We start from the raw sequence: 14,957 nt of genomic DNA, 5'->3' as shown, positions 1-14,957 counted from the left end.
GCGGCGTAGCCGCAGCGCTGCGCGGCTATGCCCGCGCAGCAGGCGCTGGCGCTGACGCGCCAAGCGCGGCGTTGACGCGGGCGCGGTACGTCGCCGCGTCGGACGCGCTATGGCGGCGCGTCGAGCGCCGGTTCGGCGCGCGCGCAGCGGCGCAGAGCGCGCGTGCCTATGGCGCGAGCTTGCCGCTCGCAAGCGAGGCGCGGGCGGCGCTGGAGCGCTGCCTGCGCTGGGACGAAGCGGCGCGCTATGGCGGCGCCGATGCGTTCGAGCCGCCGCCTGCTGAAGCGGTGGCGGAGGCGTTCCGAACGCTGGCGCGCGCGCGTCGCCCCGGCGGCTCGCCAGCTCGCGGCAACACATTAGCGCCGTAGAGCGGATATCGCATATGTTTCACCGAACCGCGCCACCGGCGCACAGGCACGAATAGGGAACAAAACCCTTCCCTATCGCCGCGCTACCGGCGCGCAAACACCAATAGGGAACAAAACCCTTCCCTATTCCCGCACCACCGGCGCGCAAGCCACAATAGGGAAGAAAACCCTTCCCTATCGCCGCGCAACAGGCGCGCAAGTACGAATAGGGAACAAAAACCTTCCCTATCCCAGCGGCACCGGCGCGCCTATTCCAACGCCATCGGCGCCCGACGGCGCAGCCGAAGCGCATCCGCCGTAGGCGGCTTTCTGCATAGCTATTGCACCGGCATCCAGCTCCAAAAAACAGGTCAACGGCTTAGCCGTTGGCCTGTTTCAATGCGAGATCCGCGAGTATTTTTTGGCGACGCTCTTCCCGATCCTTCGGCTTTAGCCGAGGGCAAGTGTAGCAGTAATAGCCTTCTTCTGTGCGATAGAACATGCAGCAGGTTGGCTTCATTTTGTAAGGTTCATCCGGGTTGTAAGGATTGTCGAGCAGCGTGTACTTATGTTTATATGGGTTGCGCTTCATGCCGAAGGCATCAGCAGGCATCTCCTCTTTGATGTAGCTATAGTCGTCTTCAAGACGTTTGCGCGATACCTCATCCTGCTCTTGAGCGATCAAATGCTCATACGTGTACGTAATGCGGGGGAACGAACCCCACATTTGAACGAGCGGCGTGCCCGTGACGCGGTGAAGCGACTCGATCATCGGACGAATCGTTTTGGCATAAAGGCTGGCGAGCAATTCGTTGCGCTGTTCGATCCGATGCTCCTCTTGCTGGTGAATATCGACCGAAACGGCTTCGTCCACTCGGAACCGAACGGTGTAGTACGAATACTGGCCGTCAATGAATACGACCTCTGCACTGAAGCGCTCCGGCGCAAAATCAATCGCCTGCGGATGCTTCGCCACCATATAATGCAGCGCTGCACTGAACATAATAATGGAAGAGGTGAAGTACATGGCGCCTACGGAAGGCTCCAGCCCTTTGATCAGCGGGTTGTAGACGTCGATCAGCTGCTGCATGGGCGCGTCCTCGAACAGGTCAGTCAGCTTGAACGTTGCGATGGGCGACGAGTGAGGCTCGAAGCTTAAGCCGAATTGATGGTTCATCAGCTGGCGTTCTTCGGGTGAGAACAAAGCGTTCAGCTCCTTTTATAAGAAGAGGCATTCGAAACGGAATCGATTAAAATCCAGCTTCATGAACACGCTCTATTGCGATTGATATGTATTGAGAAATATTATCATTATCGTTTATAAAGATGATAACGGTTCTCATTGATCATGTCAATACGAGAGAAGCGGCTGCTTTCCTTGACTGCTCCAAAGGCGGTTATATATAATGACTACAATTGTGCAATCTCTACGATCTCAACGGCTTAGGCGTTGATATATTTTTTTGGCTAACATAACTAGGAGGATCTCATGAACAAACCGAACGAAATTATCGTTGTCCTGGACTTCGGGGGACAGTACAACCAGCTGATTGCGCGCCGTATTCGCGACTTGGGCGTTTACAGCGAGCTGCTGCCTTACAACACGACTGCAGAGCGTCTTCGCGAAATCAATCCGAAGGGTATCGTCTTCTCTGGCGGTCCGGCAAGCGTATATGAAGAAAATTCGCCGTTGGTCGATCCAGCCGTGTATGATCTGAACGTTCCGATCTTCGGCATTTGCTACGGCATGCAGCTGATGTCGCATCAGCTCGAAGGTAAAGTACAACGTGCGGGCAAACGCGAGTACGGTAAAGCGGAAGTTGATTTCGTATCGGAATTCGCGTTGACGAGCGGTCTGGATGCGAAGCAAACGGTATGGATGAGCCACAGCGACCTCGTCGTTGAGCCGCCAGCCGGCTTCCAGGTAACGGGCAGCACGGAGCATGCGCCAATCGCTGCGATGAGCGACGCAACTCGCAACTTCCACGCGGTGCAATTCCACCCGGAGGTGCGCCACTCGGAGTACGGCAACGAAATGATTCGCAACTTCCTTTATAATGTGTGCGGCTGCGAAGGCAACTGGAGCATGACTACGTTCATCGAGGATACGATCAAGGACATCCGCGAGCAGGTCGGAGACAAAAATGTGCTCTGCGCGCTGTCCGGCGGCGTTGACTCCTCGGTAGTAGCTATGCTGATTCACAAAGCGATCGGCGATCAACTGACGTGTATGTTCATCGATCATGGCATGCTCCGCAAAGGCGAAGCTGAGAGCGTAATGGAGACGTTCGTGGGCAAATTCGATATGAAAGTAATCAAGATCGATGCTAGCGAGCGCTTCCTGGGCAAGCTGAAGGGCGTATCCGATCCGGAGCAAAAACGTAAAATCATCGGCAACGAGTTCATCTACGTGTTCGATGAAGAATCGGCTAAGCTGGGTGACTTCGCCTTCTTGGCGCAAGGCACGCTTTACACCGATATCGTTGAGAGCGGCACGGCTACGGCGCAAACGATCAAATCGCATCACAATGTTGGCGGCTTGCCTGAAGATATGAAATTCGAGCTCGTTGAACCGCTCAAAGCGTTGTTCAAGGACGAGGTTCGTAAAGTAGGCTCCGAGTGCGGTCTTCCGGACGCTATCGTGCAACGTCAACCGTTCCCAGGTCCGGGTCTTGCGATTCGCGTACTGGGCGAAGTAACGGAGGACAAGCTGCATATCGTACGCGAATCCGATGCGATTCTGCGCGACGAGATCGCGAAGGCTGGCCTGGATCGCGAGATCTGGCAGTACTTCACGGCTTTGCCGAACATGAAGAGCGTTGGCGTAATGGGCGACGCGCGTACGTATTCGTACACCGTCGGCATCCGCGCTGTAACGTCCATCGACGGCATGACGGCAGACTGGGCGCGCATCCCTTGGGACGTGCTGGAGAAGATCTCCGTTCGTATCGTTAACGAAGTCGAGAACGTGAACCGGATCGTCTACGACGTAACGTCGAAGCCGCCGGCAACGATCGAGTGGGAATAACAGCTCGCATATATTAAAGTAAAATCCTTCGCAGACCTTCAAGTCTGCGGGGGATTTTTTTTATTTTCAGCCTACTTTCAGTTGGGACTAATGTCCATTTCAGATAGCATGGCTATAGTGATAGCAGGAGGGGACGAGACCTTCCAATCGGACGAAAGCTCAAAGACAACATATTGAGAGGCGGAATGAATATGGGTAGCAAGAAGGCGAGATGGATGGCAGTAAGCGCGCTTGCGTTGGCATTAACCGTAAGCGCAGGCGCTTGGCTCACTGATGGCGTGGCAAACGCAGCAGAAACGAAGGCTGACTCCTCGAACGTAACATCCGACTCCACGAAGGATACGGCAACAGAGGATCGGGGCGGAAGAAGAGGCGGCGACCATAAAGATTTCCGTGCAGCATTCGCTGATGAGTCGGTAGCGAAGGCGCTTGGGCTGACGGCGGACGAGCTGAAGGCAGAACTGCAGGGCGGCAAGTCGCTCGCGGATATCGCGAAGGCGAAAAGTGTAGACGTTTCGCTCGTTACGAAGGCGGTAGAAGCGATGATGAAAGAGAAGCTTGACGCACGGCTGGCGGATGGCAAGCTGACGAAGGCGCAGTATGATGAGCAGTCCGCGAAGCTGGCGGAGCATGCAACAGCGATCGTCAACGGCGAGAAGGGCGCAGGCTTTGGCGGCGACCGCGGCGGGAAGGGCGGACATGGCGGCTTCCGTGCAGCATTTGCTAATGAAACGGTAGCGAAGGCGCTTGGCTTGACAACTGACGAGCTGAAAACGGAGCTGAAGGACGGCAAGTCGCTCGCTGATATTGCGAAGGCGAAGAATGTCGACGTCTCGGCCGTTACGAAGGCGGTTGAAGCAGCGCTGAAGGAGAAGCTCGATGCACGGCTGGCGGACGGCAAGCTGACGCAAGCGCAGTATGATGAGCAGTCCGCGAAGCTGGCGGAGCATGCAACGGCGATCGTTAATGGCGAGAAGGGAGCCGGCTTTGGCGGTGACCACGGTGACCGTGGCGACCACGCCGGCGGTATGGGCGGCCTAGGACGCGGCAAGAACAAGGCGGACTCCACAACGGCGACGAGCGAGAGCTAACCGGCTAATAATAGAGTCACAAGAAAAGGCAGGGCGGATAACATCCCTCTGCCTATTTTTGTTGCGAGGGAATTGACGGAAATAAATAGCCGTTGACAACCCGCAGGGTCACTCCTTAGAATGAAAAAGGACAATTTTCGACAAACAAATAACCAATTTCGTATAATCTCAAGAATTGGCTTGAGAGTCTCTACAAGATCACCGTAATGATCTGGCTACGAAAAGACAGGGATAATTTGCGCGCACCGGTCCTGCGTGTATGTTTTTCCTGTTTTTGCGGAACCTAGGAGAGATGCGTGGCGTAAAGCCGCATTTTTCGTAGGTTTTTTGTTTGTTCCAACACATTTTTTGGGGAGGCTTATTACAAAAATGGATCGTTTCTTTCGATTAAAGGAACAGGGAACAAATGTGCGGACAGAGATCATGGCGGGCTTGACGACTTTCATGACCATGGCGTATATTCTGGCGCTTAACCCGAATATCCTGTCTGCGACGGGATTGGACTGGACCGCTGTATTTCTAGCAACGGCGCTAGCAGGAGGCATTTTCACGATCGCAATGGGCTTGTTCGTTAATTTCCCGGTCGCGCTTGCGCCAGGCATGGGGCTTAACGCATATTTTGCAACAACGGTATTGACCTCGAATGGTAAAATATCGCCGGAAATCGCGCTGACTGCGGTATTTATTTCCGGTTTGATCTTCATTGTACTGACCGTTACAAAGGTTCGCCAAATGCTGATTACGGCTGTGCCGGACAGCTTGAAGCATGCGATTACAGCGGGCATCGGTTTGTTTATTACGATTATCGGTTTGAAAAACAGCGGCCTGCTGACGGTTGCTGTTGAGAATACGGTAACGGAAGTGCCGAAGGGCATTTTCACAGATGTATTCGGCTTTGAGACGGTATTCCACATGGGCAGTCTGGAGAACAACGGCGTTGTCCTGACGATCATCGGAATCTTCTTAATTGCCATCCTGATGGTGCTGCGCGTACCGGGCGCGATCCTGTGGGGGATTATCGGCACGACGATTATTGCCATCCTGATGGGCGAAGTAAACGTGTCGGACACGCTTTCGGGTAAAACATGGGCGCCGGACTTCGGCACGATGAACTTCTGGCATTTTGATTTTGAAGGCGTACTGGAAGCGGGTCTCATCTCGGTTGTACTGACGTTCACGTTCGTTGAATTGTTCGATACGTTCGGTACGCTTGTTGGTACGGCTAACCGTGCTGGTTTTATGAAAAACCCTGAAGAAGGCAAAAAACGCGTCGGCAAAGCGATGCTCGTAGATGCAGTCGCAGTTGGCGGCGGCGCGGTGCTCGGCACGAGTACGGTAACGGCATTCGTCGAGAGCTCGGCGGGTATCGCGCAGGGCGGACGTACGGGTCTCACGTCGGTTACGACTGGCGTTTGCTTCCTCCTCGCGCTGTTCCTCTCGCCGCTCGTAGCGCTTGTTCCGGGGTCGGCAACGGCAGCAGCTCTCGTTATCGTCGGCGTGCTGATGATGTCGTCGGTCAAGGAAATTGACTTCTCCGACATGGTGTACGCGATTCCGTCGTTCCTGACGCTGGCGCTTATGCCGTTCACGTACAACATCGCTAACGGCATTTCGTTCGGTATCGTATCGTACGTACTGCTGGCGACAATCGCGAATGTAGCGAAAAAAGGCGACAAAAACGGCGGCTACAAAGTCCACGCGCTCATGTGGATTCTCGCCATTTTGGTCATAGTCCGCTACGTCTATATTGGCAGCCAAGGCTAATTGACGCTGGCCTGCTTGATCGGCTCAACCTAAGGAACACCCCTGCGCGGACCGGCGCAGGGGTGTTTTTCTGTATGTCCGCTCTAACGGACTCAGGAGCCCTTATTGAGGCGTTTTTGGGGCAATCTGATTTCTAACGGACTCAGAAGCCCTTATTGGAGCGAAATGTGCCCAAAACACTTGTGAATTCGCGAAATAACGTCTCGGGAGTCCGTTAGGTTTCCAAAAGGGCTGTCTCGACTCGAATAACGTCTCTGGAGTCCGTCCCTCGTATTTAAGGGTTTATCTTACGAATGCTCTGCCATTCACAGGATTTCAACAACTTAGATGGCAGATACAGTGCAGAGTTGTAGGGGCGAGACTAGTCGATGGCACTTTCGGGTATGCGGGAACAGAAGTTACGCGTTTACGCACTTTCCATTGACGTTCTGCTGCACAACTCCACTAGTCCCTTGGAGGTTCACCCTCCCATGTCTCGACGGGTCATTGCCCTTACATTCCTTCGTTGTACCTGGCCAAGGCGTGGAGGCCGATCGCGTTTAGATGACGGGTCATATGCCCTAACGGACCACCATACTCGGTTTCTCTGCGCGTTCTTTGTCATTGAGTCCCGTGAACGGGACAGCATTCGTAAAGATATTCGATGTGTCAGATGCTGTTCGTTACTAAGCTGCTACGGCCTGAGGCATTTGGCTCTGGTACGTTTCTCCTCGCTGAATCATGCCAATTATGATGCGTGCTAACTTCCCCATAAGCTTGAAGATGGAGTACATCCTCGACATCCCCTTCGCTTGGTTTCTCGTATGCCAATACTTGAAATCCGGATGCTGTCGCACGAGGCCCAGCACCCCCAAATATAAATACTTGCGTAGCATACTGCTTCCTCGCTTAGAGAGTTTTATCTGCCCCTTGTGTTTCCCCGATGTTCGTTCCGCCAAATTCAGACCGGCTCGTCGCAGCAGCTGCCTGCCGTGGGCGTAATGGCGCAGATCGCCTGCGCAGCCGAGCAATGAGGCAATCGTGATGGTACCCAAACCACGCAAACTATAGAGTTGCTGAACAAAAGGAACCTGTTCCAAGAGCGTTTCAAGTTCTTGCTTCATCTTCGTGAGTATAAGCTGCGTTTCTTCATAGACGTGCAGAAGACGCAAGATATCTTGTCGTGCTGCATCGTTTGTATTGGATTTTCCAATACTGCGTGCGGCAGCGGCTAGCAGCTCGACAGCCTTTGCCTTGCCGCTGACTCCGGCTACGCGTCGCATTCCTTGGCTGCGCCATCCTTCCACTACTTCCTCCGCATTCAACTTTCGCAGTTCGGCAGGCAAGGCAAAAGCCTTCAGCGTAGCTAATGCGCGGACACCATCCCATTCCGGGAACACATGCCGGAACTCGGGAAAGTACAAGTCGATCCAGCGTACGATACGATTGCCCAGACTAGTAGATTGTCCCGACCAATATTCGCGTGCGCTCATCACGGCTTTGATTTGGTCAAACACAGGCTCTTGGGGTGAATAATCGGTGTAGTACCCTCGGCTGACCACATCGGCGATAACAAGTGCATCCTTGGGATCGTTTTTGGAGGGGCTGTTGTCGCGGTTTTCCTTATTACGATGGGTCGTAACGGGATTGACGAGTACGACTTCTAGACCCTGCTCCAGCAGCCAGTCGGCGAGATTGTGCCAGTAGTGACCCGTGGGTTCCATGCCAACAAGGAAAGAGGTTTTGCCGTGTTTGTCACCAACCGCCTGGATCCAAGTGAGTAGCTTTTCAAATCCTGTCTTTGTATTGGTAAAGGAGACGTGACGTGGTGTGAGCGTCCGCCCACGGAAATCTGTGATTTGTGCGGCATGTATATCTTTGGCGATGTCGATTCCTACAATGGCATGGTGATTGGTAATTCGTTCAATGCGTTGATTTGCAGCATCGTTTCGAGTAAACTTCATGTTAAGCGCCTCCTGATGGGTTTTTGGGTATCCGACCCCGTAACACCCCCATCATACGAGGCGCTCCTTTGTTTTGTCCAAGCTCAAATCATAGACTCTACAGGAATGTTTACAGAGCAGTGGCGGTGTTGCTGTTGGCGTTCGAGCATAGGTGCGAGTGCTGGCATCAGTACTTGCACGTATGCTCGAACGCACGAAAGTAAAGCATAGGCACTAGACTGTTCGCGCACCAACCTGGCAGCAACCCCGCATCAGAATCGGCATCATCCGCACAAGTGCCAGCCCCAGCAGTACAAATGCCCACATCAGAGTTAGTAAGCATCATCCGCACAAGCACCAGCCCCTGCCTGTGCCCGCCAGCGTGTTACACGCCCCACTTTAATGTCATAGTCAAATTGCAGCAGGAGGACGCCGGGTCAGATGGCTCGATTGTCAGCACGAGGCCGCTCGGCGTGTATTTGGTTTGAATGCGCGAATTGGTAGCTACCGACCGGATCATTCGATCGACTTCCTGTTGGTGCCCAGCTTGGGCGGCAGCCATCAGCGGCGTTGCAAAAGAACGCTCGGATAGCCGGTTAATGAGCCTGGATGCATCTTGAACCATCGGCTGAAAGGTGCGCGCGGAGCGTTCCAGCATCGCGGGATCAACGGGCGGAAATTCGCGAGATAACATAGGACGGCGTGGGAATTTGCGTTGCGTCATGAATGGTCAAGCCTCCATTAAAGGGGAATCCTTGATCCTCTATCCTATGCGCATCAAGCTATGATGGTGCTTGCTATTTAGTTTATTATCTAACTAAATATAGGGGGTGTATAGCAATTAATCGCCAAAAAATCCCCGTATAATTTGGGATTGACGAGTCCTGTTTAGTTAGATATCATAATAACTAACTTGAAACATGGAGGGATTTGTCAATGAAGGATGCGCTATACAAACGTTCGAATCTTGCCCGCCTGCCTGAGCTGCAAAAGCTCGTGCCTGAAGCAGCCAAAACCTATTATCGGTTCATGGATCAGGCCTTCGAGCCCCGAGTGCTGTCGGCACGGGTGAAGGAGCTGATTGCCGTAGCAGTTGCGCATGTGACGGGATGTCCTTACTGCATTGAAGTGCATGTTGGCAAGTTGAAAGCGGAGCAAGGGACCTCGAAGGAAATTGCGGAAGCGATTGTTGCGGCGAGCGTTATTCAGGCAGAGGCGGTCATGCTGCATGGCACGAATGCGTTGGCAGCTTTTCAAGGCTCGGGAGAGGACGCGTTGTATCCGCCTTTAACTGCTAAGGCCGTTAACGAGCTGAGGGGATTATCGGAGGAAGCGTTCGAGTCTTTTGATCGGTTTGCCGAGCAGGCATTGGCGAGCGGGGCGGTCGATGCAAGGACGAAAGCGTTAATCGCCGTTATCATTGCACATGTGGCAGGCTGTGCTTACAGCATCGGACAGCACACGCGCAGATTTGTATCGCTTGGAGGGACACGCGAAGAGCTTGCAGAAGGAGTTGCAGTCGGCGGAGCTGTTAATGCGGGCTATGTGTTAGTTCATGGTGTTCATGCCCTGCAGGCGTTCGATGATGCGGCAGGCCCGGTGGCGTCGACGCCATCTGCTTAGCAGCAAGCGATCCCTTTGCTTGTTCCCCTCACAGCGCTCCTTGGCACTGCCCTTTTCGTTGATCGGTTTCTGATGTACGATAAAGGAAACGATTTTGGCGAAAAGAGTGAGGCGGATGGACCAGCTGTTAGTATCCAAGCTCGGTTATTGGTTGAAACGCAACTATCGAAACGTCTGCAATTTCCTCGATCAGCGGCTGGATAAGCTCGGCATTACGAATTCGCAGCTCGGCGTGCTGATGATGTTATGGGAAGAGCAGGGCGTTACGCAGAAGCAGATCGTCCGCGTGCTCGGCATTCAGCCGGCCTCCACTACGTTTCTTCTGAAAGGGTTGGAGGAGAAGGGCTTAGTCCGGCGAGTGACGGATACGGTCGACACGCGCGTGAATCGAATCTATTTGACCGAGAGCGGAGAAGCGCTGCAAACGGAGGCGCTTGCCATAGTCGAAGAGGGCGAGCAGCGAATTCGGCAGCAGTTCTCGGAAGAAGAGGTTGCGCTCATGCTGCTATGGATGAAGCGGATCGACCATAATTTCGAGTCCTAATACGGGGAGGAACGAGTCATGTTATTAGAAGAAGCAATCCGAACGCGCCGGAGCATCGGCAAAGTGAAGCCTGATCCGGTTGACCGGGCGCTAATTGAGCAACTGATTGAGGCGGCGACTTGGGCGCCGAACCACCATGGAACAGAGCCTTGGAAGTTTATTGTCATGACTGGCGAAGGCAGGCGGACGCTTGGCGAAGGCTATGCCCGCGTGACGGCGGAGTCCCTGCATGATTTGGACGGAAAGGCGCTGGAGGAGCGGCTGGAGAAGGAGCGCGCCAAAGCACTGCGGGCACCGGTCGTTATCGCGGTTGTCTGTACGCCTTCCGATAGCCCGCGCGTTACGCCGATTGAGGAACTGGCAGCGGCGCATACCGCGGTTCAAAATCTGCTGCTAACTGCGCATGCTTTAGGGCTTGGGGCTGTATGGCGCAGCGGGGATCCGATGTATCATCCGCTCATGCATGAAGCATTCGGGCTAGGCGAGAATGAAAAACTCGTAGCACTCGTATACCTTGGTTACCCTGATCTAACGGCGCCGATCGGCAAACGCCAGCCGGCCGCTTCGAAGACGGTATGGCTGGAAGGGTAACATAGACTTTGTCCATCTAATAAAAAAGCTGCTGGAGCATAACGCTCCAGCAGCTTTTTTGCGTGAGCAGGCCTTGGACGAATTATATCTGGAGTCATGGAGGCTCAGGAGAATGTTCCTGCACAATGTGTCGATATTTCGCTATTTGCCTCCGAATAACGTCGCTTCTGGACCCTCTTGCCTAAGCACATAGGTAAGTTCCGAAATATTGAGACCTTTTACGAAATTCGAAGCCTGTTTCTGAGGGGGCCCGACCTATACAATCAGGTAAGAAGTTATTAAGCGCTTACAATAATGATAAAGCGAAAGCGGAGGTTAGCATGGTGAAAACCCCAATCAACAATGTGAGTCCGGCAAGCTCCGCTGTCGTCCAGGTTGGACGAGGGCGCAAGCTGATGCGCAAGCTAATGGCACAGCGGACACTGCAAATTATGGTGCTGCTCGGCGTCGCATGGATGATTATCTTTAATTACATTCCGATGTACGGGATTATCATCGCATTTAAGGACTATGTCATCACACAATCCATTACGGAAGCGCCATGGGCGGGACTGGAGCATTTTAAAGCATTCTTTGAGGATGATGAGCTAGGCAATGTCATTCGCAACACGCTCGGCATCAGCTTGATCAAGCTGTTCATCGGATTTCCGCTCCCTGTCCTATTCGCGCTATTCCTTAATGAGATACGGTCAATTCGATTCAAGAAAGCGGTTCAGACGATTTCTTACCTGCCGCACTTCTTGTCATGGGTTATCCTCGGCGGCATTATGGCGACTTGGCTGGCGGATGTCGGCATCGTCAACGATGTGTTAAAGGGGCTTCACCTCATTGATCAGCCAATTACCTATTTGGCAGAGCCGAAGTACTTCTGGTCCATCGTCATTGCATCGGATATTTGGAAAGAGCTTGGTTGGTCGGCCATCATTTACTTAGCTGCTATTGCCAGCGTATCCCCTGACCTCTATGAGGCGGCGACGATTGACGGCGCGGGCCGGCTGCAAAAAATGTGGTATGTAACGCTTCCTTCTATTAAAGGTACGATTGCGATTCTGTTTGTTCTCGCAGTAAGCGGCGTGCTCAATTCCAACTTCGACCAAATTCTCGTTCTGCGCAACCAGTTAAACGATAGCGCGAGTAACGTAATTGACATTTATGTGTACCAAATGGGTATCCAGCAAGGCCGTTATTCGTACTCGACGGCAATCGGATTGATCAAATCGATTATTGCGCTGATCCTGCTTCTGCTTGCTAACGGCGTATCGAAAAAGCTGACAAAAACTTCGTTGTTCTAGTACGACAAGAGACAATAGAGAAGGTGGATGGTTAACCGTGTGGAGACGAAACCGTATGACGGCCGGGGAGACGACGTTCGATGTGTTGAACGGATTGGGCATGCTGCTCATCTGCTTCGTAACGCTGTATCCCATCTGGTACGTCCTCGTAAATGCATTTAACGAAGGCCAAGACGCGATGCGCGGCGGCATCTACTGGTGGCCGCGGGTGTTCAGCATCGAAAGCTTCGAGGCGGTGTTCAAAAACTCGGGCATTATGACCGCGATGGGCGTGACGGTTGCGAAGACGCTGATCGGTACGGTCGTGCACGTGCTGTTCACGGCGATGGTTGCTTATGCGCTATCTCGCAGGGAATTGATAGGACGGAAGTTCTATATGTACGTGGGAACGATCACGATGTTTTTCTCAGGCGGACTTATCCCGACCTTCTTGCTTATTCGGGATCTTCATATGCTGGATAGCTTCCTTGTCTATATCATTCCAGCAATGTTTAGTTTCTTCGATCTTATCATCTTCTTGGCGTTCTTCCGGGACATTCCGGATGCGCTCGATGAAGCGGCGCGCATTGACGGCGCTGGCGATTTATCGATTTTCGTTAAAATTGTGCTGCCGGTATCGCTGCCTGTGCTTGCAACAATCGCATTATTCCACGGGGTTTATCAATGGAATGACTTCTTTACCGGCATCATCTACATCAATAATGTGGATCTGCAGCCGATTCAGACGTACTTATTCCGGGTTGTAGCCCAATCCAGTTCAAGCCAGATGATTGCATCGATGCCGGGCGGCATTGGCAAGAGCGTAACATCGCAATCCGTAAAGCTTGCAACGATGGTCGTTACGACGCTGCCAATCGTAGTGGCGTATCCTTTCCTCCAGAAATATTTTGTGAAGGGACTTATGATTGGCGCAGTTAAAGGCTAAGCCAGAGCAGTCTTGATCAGGCCTTTAGCGTTAGGTTTGAAACTCGTCATGCTCAGACAGGGGAATCGAGGACTTGTATCTGGCGCGACTTGTTCATACAATACAAAGAAGAAGCGGGGTAGATGGAATGGTCAAAGTACGTAAGTGGACTAGCATCGCAATCGTTGGCGCACTCGTTGCACTGACCCTCTCGGGATGTTCGGGCGGCGATAAAAAAGACGATCCAGCGAAAAGCACGAAAGAACCAACAACAGCATCGACGACAGACAACACGGCAAAAGTAAACCCGGATGAGCCGGGCTGGAAATTAGATACGTCCCCAATCACGTTTGATTGGTACTTGAACTTCTCATGGTTCCCGAACAAATGGGGCGTCGATAAAACGTCGCAATATATTACGAAGAAAACAGGCGTTAACGTCAACTTCATCGTTCCGGCGGGTAACGAGAACGAGAAGCTGAACACGATGATTGCATCCGGCCAAATGCCAGATTTCATCACGCTCGGCTGGTCTGAGGACGGCGTAAAGCAAATGATCGAGGGCGGACTCGTAGAGCCGCTGAACAAACTTGCTGAAGAGTATGATCCGTACTTCATGAAAGTAGCTGACCCAGCTAAACTTTCATGGTATACGCAGCCTGACGGCAACGTGTACGGCTATCCGAATGCATCCTCATCACCTAAAGACTTTGAGAAATACCAGCGCGAATATACGTCGAACCAAACGTTCGTCGTTCGCAAAGATATGTATGAAGCAATCGGCAGCCCAGACATGCGTACGCCAGAAGGCTTCCTGAACGCATTGAAGATGGCGAAAGAGAAGTTCCCTGACGTGAACGGCCAGCCGTTGATTCCGTTCGGCTTGCATGAATTCACGGATACGGGCAATATGTCCCTCGAGGGTTACATTCAAAACTTCTTAGCTGTACCAATGGAGAAAGACGGCAAGCTGTATGACCGTACGACGGACCCAGAATACGTTTCTTGGCTCAAAACGCTTCGTCAGGCATCGCAAGATGGATTGCTGGCGAAAGACATTTTCGTAGACAAACGTCCGCAAATGGAAGAGAAAATCGCGCAAGGCCGTTACTTCGCAATGCTGTACCAACGTACAGACTTTGCTGCTCAGCAAAACGCACTGTTCGCGAAAGATCCTAACTCGATCTATATCGCTGTAGACGGCCCGGCTAACAGCAAGCTGGAAGCTCCGACGCTCGCAGGCCCTGCTATCTCGGGTTGGACGGTAACGCTCATCTCCAAAAAAGTAAAAGACAAAGCAAGAGCGATTCGCTTCCTGAGCTACCTGCTTAGCGAAGAAGGCAACAAAGACCTGTACCTCGGCGAGAAAGGCGTGTCGTACGATACGATTGACGGCAAAGATCAATTCAAGCCGGAAGTGAAAAAGCTGCTCGATACGGACCGTTCTGCATTCGATAAGGAGTATGGCTCCTCGTTCACCTTCTGGATGCTCATGGACAACAACATGGCGCTGAAATGGACGCCGCCTACGGTAGAGCCTTTCAAATCGCTGGAAGATTGGACAAAAGGCAAAACGAAGAGCTTCTCGCAATATGACCAAATCAATCCGACGGGCAACTCCGAAGAAGGCATCATCCAGAACAAGGTTACTCACCTGTTCGGTAAAGCGCTGCCGAAGATGCTGCTTGCTGGATCGGATGAGGAGTTCGACAAAATCTTCAACGACTTCCTGAAAAAACGTGAAGATGCTGGCTTCGCTAAAGTAGAGGCATATCGTCAATCGGCATTCGAATCGAACGTGAAGAAGCTTGCAGAATTCCTCAAGTAAGATCGTATAATTAAAAGCTTTTA

13 protein-coding genes and 1 riboswitch are annotated in these 14,957 nt (G+C 52.6%); of the genes, 10 read left to right on the top strand and 3 right to left on the bottom strand.

Going from position 1 to position 14,957, the window contains the following annotated elements:
• Positions 1 to 368, top strand: a 368-nt coding sequence (locus PAECUDRAFT_RS25930) for a hypothetical protein (protein ID WP_006038671.1), incomplete at its 5' end; no start/stop codon positions are given.
• Positions 369 to 726: 358 nt separating this feature from the next.
• Here the strand turns inward: PAECUDRAFT_RS25930 and PAECUDRAFT_RS24725 are convergent.
• Complete coding sequence (locus PAECUDRAFT_RS24725; protein ID WP_006038670.1) at positions 727 to 1,551, bottom strand: (2Fe-2S)-binding protein; 825 nt, start codon at positions 1,549 to 1,551, stop codon at positions 727 to 729.
• Between the two features lie 285 nt (positions 1,552 to 1,836).
• On the opposite strand from PAECUDRAFT_RS24725, the gene guaA reads away from it, so the two are divergent.
• From guaA to PAECUDRAFT_RS13565, 3 genes are all read left to right on the top strand, one after another.
• Positions 1,837 to 3,375 carry a glutamine-hydrolyzing GMP synthase gene (guaA, locus tag PAECUDRAFT_RS13575; protein ID WP_006038669.1) on the top strand — a complete coding sequence of 513 codons (1,539 nt, stop codon included), beginning with the start codon at positions 1,837 to 1,839 and terminating at the stop codon, positions 3,373 to 3,375.
• Between the two features lie 191 nt (positions 3,376 to 3,566).
• On the top strand, positions 3,567 to 4,466 hold the full coding sequence (locus PAECUDRAFT_RS24720; RefSeq protein WP_006038668.1) for a hypothetical protein: 900 nt from the start codon (positions 3,567 to 3,569) through the stop codon (positions 4,464 to 4,466).
• 138 nt (positions 4,467 to 4,604) lie between these two features.
• A riboswitch (purine riboswitch) is annotated at positions 4,605 to 4,704 on the top strand.
• Between the two features lie 131 nt (positions 4,705 to 4,835).
• The gene (locus tag PAECUDRAFT_RS13565) at positions 4,836 to 6,230 is read left to right on the top strand and encodes an NCS2 family permease (RefSeq protein WP_006038667.1); all 1,395 of its coding nucleotides are present in this window, start codon (positions 4,836 to 4,838) and stop codon (positions 6,228 to 6,230) included.
• A 665-nt stretch (positions 6,231 to 6,895) separates the two neighbouring features.
• On the opposite strand, the gene PAECUDRAFT_RS13560 is transcribed toward PAECUDRAFT_RS13565, so the two are convergent.
• Positions 6,896 to 8,173: an IS110 family RNA-guided transposase gene (locus PAECUDRAFT_RS13560; RefSeq protein WP_006038666.1), complete on the bottom strand. Its 1,278-nt coding sequence runs from the start codon at positions 8,171 to 8,173 to the stop codon at positions 6,896 to 6,898.
• A gap of 364 nt (positions 8,174 to 8,537) precedes the next feature.
• Positions 8,538 to 8,876 (bottom strand): hypothetical protein, encoded by a 339-nt coding sequence (locus PAECUDRAFT_RS13555; protein WP_006038665.1) that lies wholly within the window; start codon positions 8,874 to 8,876, stop codon positions 8,538 to 8,540.
• 212 nt (positions 8,877 to 9,088) lie between these two features.
• On the opposite strand from PAECUDRAFT_RS13555, the gene PAECUDRAFT_RS13550 reads away from it, so the two are divergent.
• From PAECUDRAFT_RS13550 to PAECUDRAFT_RS13525, 6 genes are all read left to right on the top strand, one after another.
• Complete coding sequence (locus PAECUDRAFT_RS13550; protein ID WP_006038664.1) at positions 9,089 to 9,775, top strand: carboxymuconolactone decarboxylase family protein; 687 nt, start codon at positions 9,089 to 9,091, stop codon at positions 9,773 to 9,775.
• A 115-nt stretch (positions 9,776 to 9,890) separates the two neighbouring features.
• The gene (locus tag PAECUDRAFT_RS13545) at positions 9,891 to 10,319 is read left to right on the top strand and encodes a MarR family winged helix-turn-helix transcriptional regulator (protein ID WP_006038663.1); all 429 of its coding nucleotides are present in this window, start codon (positions 9,891 to 9,893) and stop codon (positions 10,317 to 10,319) included.
• Positions 10,320 to 10,337: 18 nt separating this feature from the next.
• Complete coding sequence (locus PAECUDRAFT_RS13540; RefSeq protein WP_006038662.1) at positions 10,338 to 10,910, top strand: nitroreductase family protein; 573 nt, start codon at positions 10,338 to 10,340, stop codon at positions 10,908 to 10,910.
• A gap of 395 nt (positions 10,911 to 11,305) precedes the next feature.
• Positions 11,306 to 12,202: an ABC transporter permease gene (locus PAECUDRAFT_RS13535; protein WP_233516764.1), complete on the top strand. Its 897-nt coding sequence runs from the start codon at positions 11,306 to 11,308 to the stop codon at positions 12,200 to 12,202.
• A 55-nt stretch (positions 12,203 to 12,257) separates the two neighbouring features.
• Positions 12,258 to 13,127, top strand: coding sequence for a carbohydrate ABC transporter permease (locus tag PAECUDRAFT_RS13530; protein ID WP_006038660.1), 870 nt, complete (start codon positions 12,258 to 12,260; stop codon positions 13,125 to 13,127).
• A 127-nt stretch (positions 13,128 to 13,254) separates the two neighbouring features.
• Positions 13,255 to 14,934 (top strand): type 2 periplasmic-binding domain-containing protein, encoded by a 1,680-nt coding sequence (locus tag PAECUDRAFT_RS13525; protein ID WP_006038659.1) that lies wholly within the window; start codon positions 13,255 to 13,257, stop codon positions 14,932 to 14,934.
• Positions 14,935 to 14,957: the final 23 nt, after the last annotated feature.

Source organism: Paenibacillus curdlanolyticus YK9, from assembly GCF_000179615.1.
GTDB classification, from domain to species: Bacteria; Bacillota; Bacilli; order Paenibacillales; family Paenibacillaceae; genus Paenibacillus_T; species Paenibacillus_T curdlanolyticus.
This window is presented reverse-complemented; position numbering and strand designations above follow the sequence as displayed.